Raw genomic sequence first — 4,185 nt, 5'->3', positions numbered from 1 at the left:
CCCCATGAGGACCGCGCGGTCGCCCGCCGCGACGGGCACATCGGTAGCGTCGCACACCGTCAGATCCATGCTGATGGCTCCCACGGTCGGTACGGCCCCCTCATCGACGAGAACTGGCGCGCGGCCGGAAAACGACCGCCGGTAACCGTCATCATAACCGACGGGGAGGACGGCGAGCGTCGTCGGCCGGGCCGTCACGAACGTCCCGCCGTAGCCGACGGCGGTCCCCGCGGGGACCCGCTTGACCGAGATGACCTCGGTCTCCCACGAAAGGGCGGGAACGAGGTCGGGGACGCCGGCGACCGGCGCGATTCCTTCGCCCGTAGAGGGCGAGATCCCATCGCCCATGAAGGGCGAGATCCCATCGCCCGCGAAGGGCGAGATCCCATCGCCCGTGAAGGGCGAGATCCCATAGAGCGCGAGCCCCGGCCGCACGGCGTCGCAATCGGCCGCCGGCCCTTCGAGCGCCGCCCCGGAGTTGGCCAGATGCGTCCAGATCCCGGGGAATCCCGACGCCCGCAGCTCGCCGAACGCCGCTGCGGCCGCCTCCGTCTGACGGCTTCGCGTCGGGTGCCCCGGCGTCTCGCCGTGCGAGAAGTGGGAGAAGGCCGCCTCGACGCGCATTCCGGGGGACGCCGCGAGAATCGCCGCCGCCTCCCGGACTTCCGAGGGGAAGATGCCGAGGCGGGAGAGGCCGCTATCGATCTTGACGTGGACGGAAAGGGCACCCCCCCACGTCGCGGTCGCGGCGGCGAAGGCGCGGATCTGCTCGAGGGACCAGAGAGCGGGCGTCAGCGCGAACGCCCGGTGCAGCGCAGCGTCGCCCGCGTCGGCGTAATTCAGGAGCAGGATCGGAGACCGGACGCCGGCCCTCCGGAGCTCGACCCCCTCCTCGGCGACCGCGACGCAGAAGAAATCGGCCCCGGCGTCCTCGAGCGCGCGCGCGACGGGAGCCGCGCCGTGCCCGTAGGCGTTCGCCTTGACGACCGCCAGCACCCGCCGGCGCGAGCGCTGTGCGATCGCGCGGAAGTTCGACGCGATCGCGCGGAGATCGACGCGCGCGACGGTGCGGCGCGGGGAGAAATTCAAACCGGCCTCTTCCTCAGAGCTGCGGTTCCGCGAAGCGCTCGTAGGTTCGAAACGTCGTCTGCTCGTGCAGGAAGACCATCTCGAACTCGTCGGTCGGTCCGTTGCGCTGCTTGGCGATGATCACGTCGGCGAGGTTCTTGCGCTCGGTCTCGCGGTCGTACATCTCCTCGCGATACAGGAAGATCACGACGTCCGCGTCCTGTTCGATCGACCCGGAGTCTCGCAGGTCCGCGAGCTGCGGCTTCTTCTGCTCCCCGGTCCGCCGTTCCGACTGGCGCGAGAGCTGCGAGAGAGCGATGACCGGGACGCGCAGGTCCTTGGCGAGGAGCTTCAACCCGCGCGAGATCTGCGACACCTCCTGGGTGCGGTTCTCGATCCGGCCGTGTCCCGCCATCAGCTGGAGGTAATCGACCACGACGAGGTCGAGCCCGTGCTCGCGCTTGAGGCGCTGACACTTCGCGCGCATTTCCGGCACGCTCAGCGCCGAGGTGTCGTCGATGAAGAAGCGCGCGCCCGCGATCCGCGTCTGGGCGAGGACGAGCTGCCGAAAGTCGGTGTCCGATCCGAAACCGTCGCGGACCTTCTTGGCGTTGACCTCCGCTTCGGAGCAGAGCACGCGAAGCCCCAGCGCCTCCTTCGACATCTCGAGCGAGAAGAACCCGACCGACCGCGCCTCGCGGATCGCGACGTGCTGCGCGACGTTCAGGGCGAAGGAGGTCTTGCCGACCGACGGCCGCGCCGCGAGGATGATGAGCTCGGAGGTCTGCAGACCCGAGGTCAGCCGGTCGAGGTCCCGGAACCCCGTCGGGAGCCCGGTCAGCATCCCCTGGCGGCCGCGCGCCTCCTCGAGGACCGCCAGGTTGTGCTCGGCGACCTCGCCGAGCGGCACGAAGCCGCCGCGCGCGGTGTCCTGCGCGATGTCGAAGATCTCCGATGCCGCATCCCCGATCACGTCGTCGGCCGCGCGGTCGGCGACGGCGCCGTCGCGCGTGATCTTCTGCCCGAGCGCGATCAGCCGGCGAAGCGTCGATTTCTCCTTGACGATTCGCGCGTAGTGCTCGGCGTTGGCGACGTCCGGAATGCCGTCGACCAGCGACGCCAGATACGCCGGTCCGCCGACGCGGTCGATCGCCCCCATTCGGGCGATCTCGTCGCGCACCGTCACGAGGTCGATCGGCGCGGAACGGGCGGCGAGTTCGCCGATCGCGGTCCAGATCCGGCGGTGCGTGTCGAGGAAGAAGTCCGATTCCTTGAGGATCGGCGAGATCACGGCCAGCGCGAGGTTGTCGATCAGGACCGCGCCCAGCACGGCACGCTCCGCTTCGACGTTCTGCGGGAGAGCGGACGGAGATTCGACGGATTCGAGCATGGAACGAGAACCGGATTCTACTCCGGGCCGCCGGGAATTGTCAGCGGATCGCGCGGCGCTCTTCCAGCGCCTCGAGCATCTTCCGGTCGCCGAAGACGGCGCCGGGAATCTTGCCCTTCTCCTCGACGCCGTGGAAGTCCGAGCCTGCCGTCGCCAGGAGACCGTGCCGCGCCGCGAGCTTCGAGAAGCGCTCGATTTCCGCCGACGCGTGATCCGGATGGAAGACCTCGACCGCGTCGAGCCCCTCGGGGACCAGCGCTTCGACGACCCCCTCCGGGTCCTTGTACCAGATCGCGTGCGCGAGCGACGAAACCCCGCCGGCCTCGCGGATCGCGCGCACGACCTCCTCGGCGCGCCATTTCTCCGGGGCGACCCACCACGGGCATCCCTTGTGGAGGAATCGCGCGAACGCGTCGTCGTTGTCCTTCGCGTGCCCCGCGCGGATCAACGCGCGCGCCAGATGCGGCCGGCCCCAGACGCCGTCGCCGACGTCGCGCCGGATCTCGTCGAGGTCGATTGCAATACCCGCCGCCACGAGATTCGCCGCCATCTTCTCGCCACGACGCCGCCGGTTCTCCTGCCGGACCTCGAGCTGCCGCCGGAAAGAGGCGTTCTGCTCGTCCACGAAGAGGGCGAGGATGTGGACGTCGTCGCCGTCGGGGGCGTCGGCCGAGATCTCCGCGCCGGGAATGAGGCGGATCCCCGCCCGCTCCGCGGCCTCGCGCGCCTCCGGAAGCCCGTCGAGACCGTCGTGGTCGGTCAACGCGAGGACCGAGATCCCCGCCCGGCTCATCTTCTCGACGAGCGCCGTCGGGGTGTCGAGGCCGTCGGAGACGGTCGAATGCGAATGCAGGTCGATCTTGAAGGTCACGGTCACTCCTTTTCCCCGCCGGCGAGCACGTCGAGCAATTCGGAAAGTATCCGGGCGGTCGCGCCCCAGACGGTCTTCTGTCCGTAGTGGTAGAAGAGGACCGGCCGCTCGCGCCCCTCGAAGTTGCGCTCCTCGACCGCGGTCGGCGTCATGAGCGCCGAGATCGGGATCTCCCAGAGCGCCTCGATCTCGTCGGCCGAGGGCTTGAGCTCGACCGGGTACGGAATCGCCGCGACGTACGGCTCGACGTAGAAGCTCGTCACCGTCACGATCGGCGAGAGCCGGCCCAGCAGCACGATCTGCTTGCGCTCGAGCCCCAGCTCCTCTTCCGTCTCGCGAAGCGCCGTGTCCCTCAAGTCCCGGTCTCCGGTCTCGAAGGTTCCCCCCGGGAACGACACCTGTCCGCGGTGGTTCAGGACCTTGTCGCTCCTTTTCGTGAAGAGGAGCCAGAGCTCCTTCTCCCGCACGAACATCGGGACGAGGACCCCGGCCCGACGGTGCTCCGCCTGCGGGGCGACGCCCTGGAGAGTTCGGTCGGCGAGCTTGCCTCTGATATCCGCCAGCCAGTTGGCCATGTCCCTAAAATATCAGGCGCGGACCATACCCGCCGTTATACGGGCCCGTCGGAACCGCCGGCGGATTTAACGTACGCTCCGGTACGCCGCACCCGCCGGCCGGTCCCGCCGAGCCCGTCTTCCAGCACGTCTGGCCGCGCTTCGTCATCTTCGCGGTAAGGAGTTGGTGTTTACACCCCCGACATACGTTTGGAGTACACCCCGGCTGGTGGCCTGCCGGGCATCCCGCCGGGCTCGCGCCTCGCCACGTACCGTTGCGCTCTCCGAAGCAGCGCCCGGAT

Annotated in this window: 4 protein-coding genes; all 4 read right to left on the bottom strand. The window is 69.2% G+C overall.

Annotated features, from left to right (window positions below; translation table 11 throughout):
* The coding region (alr, locus tag VKH46_12645; protein HKB71687.1) for an alanine racemase at positions 1-1,089 on the bottom strand (1,089 nt) is incomplete at its 3' end.
* A 13-nt stretch (positions 1,090-1,102) separates the two neighbouring features.
* Entirely contained in the window at positions 1,103-2,458 is a 1,356-nt protein-coding gene (gene dnaB / locus VKH46_12640) for a replicative DNA helicase (protein ID HKB71686.1), read from the bottom strand.
* Positions 2,459-2,498: 40 nt separating this feature from the next.
* Positions 2,499-3,329: a PHP domain-containing protein gene (locus tag VKH46_12635; protein ID HKB71685.1), complete on the bottom strand. Its 831-nt coding sequence runs from the start codon at positions 3,327-3,329 to the stop codon at positions 2,499-2,501.
* Positions 3,330-3,331: 2 nt separating this feature from the next.
* The gene (locus VKH46_12630) at positions 3,332-3,904 is read right to left on the bottom strand and encodes a CoA pyrophosphatase (protein HKB71684.1); all 573 of its coding nucleotides are present in this window, start codon (positions 3,902-3,904) and stop codon (positions 3,332-3,334) included.
* Positions 3,905-4,185 lie beyond the last annotated feature (281 nt).

This window comes from Thermoanaerobaculia bacterium (genome assembly GCA_035260525.1).
In the GTDB taxonomy this organism is placed as follows: Bacteria; Acidobacteriota; Thermoanaerobaculia; order UBA5066; family DATFVB01; genus DATFVB01.
The sequence above is the reverse complement of the archived record's forward strand: the minus strand, read 5'-3'. Positions and strand labels throughout refer to the sequence as shown.